We start from the raw sequence: 1,659 nt of genomic DNA, 5'->3' as shown, positions 1-1,659 counted from the left end.
GTTTTTCTGTCGTATTAAAGTCTATTATAATTCAGGCTAATAATATTTGTCAATTCCACCAAATCCTGGAATAAGTTTGTTTTCACGTGTCTTTTGAATAAAGTTGGTCAGTCGTTTAGTAAATTCCTCTGGTCGTTTTCTTGCACTGTCAATATAGGCAACTCGTATTCGTTTATATGAATCTGAAAACCTTACATAGTTATTCCAAGCAGCTTTATCTCTTTTGATTTCATCTAATATGTCTTTGGGAAAGATAAACTCTTGCGAAATAATCTCCTGTACTTTTTCAAGAAACGAACTATGAATTAAATTGTTTTGGGCTAACCATTTCAGTCGTTCTATATTTGGTTGCGAATAATTACTTTTAGTTTTTCTAGGTGTAAATCGCTGAATCGTATGGTCTTTGTCAAGTGTTTTATTTGTGCTGTCTATCCATCCAAAACACAGGGCTTCTTCAACTGCTTCATTGTACTGAATGCGTTGTTTGCCAGTTGACTTTTTAGCATATACCAGCCAAACTTCTTGCTTTGTATTGAAATTGTTTTCAAGCCAATTTCTCCATTCAGCTCTTGTTTTTATGTTAAAAATCTCTTCTTTTTCCATATTGCTCTATTGTCTGCAACTAAAAAGCAAATCTGTAGTGTGTTACTTTACAATAATCGCTAACGGCTGATAATATGGCCAGTAAGGGATTGCGAGCGAATTCTGTATCAAGTTACAATGAAGTAGGAGCTGATCCTGACCTTGGCACTATCCTAAATCCCTTATTGGCTATACCGGTTGTTATGCTGCGTGTTTATTTATCGTAATGATACCTGCAACTATAAATATAGAGATTATCTCCTTCAACTTTATACACTAATCGATGTTCAAGGTCAATCCTCCTTGACCAAAGGCCCGCCAAATCATATTTAAGTGGTTCTGGCTTTCCGATTCCTTCATACGGATTTGTTTGAATGCTCTTAATGAGGTCGTTTATTTTTCTTAAAATCTTTTTATCTTCTTTTTGCCAGAAAATATAATCTTCCCACGCTATCTGTGAAAAAACAAGTTTCATTATTCTTCAATTAAATCATGGTGAACTGTATTACCGCTATTCATCTGATTTATTGACTCAAAAAGTCTTTGGGCATTCTTTTGTGAACTTAAAAGATGAAGAGTTTCCATTATTGAGTTATATTCTTCAAGTGATATTATAACAGATCCTTTACCTGATCCTCTTTTTATGATAAGAGTTTCATGATTATTCTCAACGCTGTCAAGATAGTTCTTGAGTTCTTTCCTGAATTCTGAATAGTTGGCTGCAATCATGATATTTAATTTTAAGTATTTAATTAAGTACAAAGATAAGTACTTTTAATGAAAATTTAAAATTGATCCACTATTCTTCTATCATGGGTTTTAACATGCAGCATAACGTTCGGAACTATATGCAGTTGGGGATTGCGGGCTTCGTTCCTGTCGAACCCCGATGCCGTTGTTGCGGACTGCGAACTTTGTTGTACGCACCTAAACCCCAATTGACATATAGTTTTTGTGTGCGCCCTGCATGAGCAGGAGCGCACACTTATCGTAAGCTCTTGAAAAAGATTAAAAATACAAATAAACTTTACGTTAGCAAGCGATAAGTGTGCAAATTTTTCCAGAGGGTGCAAGTCC

The 1,659-nt window shown here is 35.0% G+C and carries 3 protein-coding genes; all 3 read right to left on the bottom strand.

From position 1 onward, the window contains the following. Nucleotides 1–36: 36 nt before the first annotated feature. On the bottom strand, nucleotides 37–603 hold the full coding sequence (locus Q8907_16935) for a YdeI/OmpD-associated family protein (GenBank protein MDP4275955.1): 567 nt from the start codon (nucleotides 601–603) through the stop codon (nucleotides 37–39). Between the two features lie 193 nt (nucleotides 604–796). After that, the gene (locus tag Q8907_16930) at nucleotides 797–1,057 is read right to left on the bottom strand and encodes a Txe/YoeB family addiction module toxin (protein ID MDP4275954.1); all 261 of its coding nucleotides are present in this window, start codon (nucleotides 1,055–1,057) and stop codon (nucleotides 797–799) included. After that, nucleotides 1,057–1,311: a type II toxin-antitoxin system prevent-host-death family antitoxin gene (locus Q8907_16925; GenBank protein ID MDP4275953.1), complete on the bottom strand. Its 255-nt coding sequence runs from the start codon at nucleotides 1,309–1,311 to the stop codon at nucleotides 1,057–1,059. The genes Q8907_16930 and Q8907_16925 overlap by 1 nt, the downstream gene beginning before the upstream one ends. Nucleotides 1,312–1,659 lie beyond the last annotated feature (348 nt).

The organism is Bacteroidota bacterium (assembly GCA_030706565.1).
GTDB lineage: Bacteria > Bacteroidota > Bacteroidia > Bacteroidales > JAUZOH01 > JAUZOH01.
This window is presented reverse-complemented; position numbering and strand designations above follow the sequence as displayed.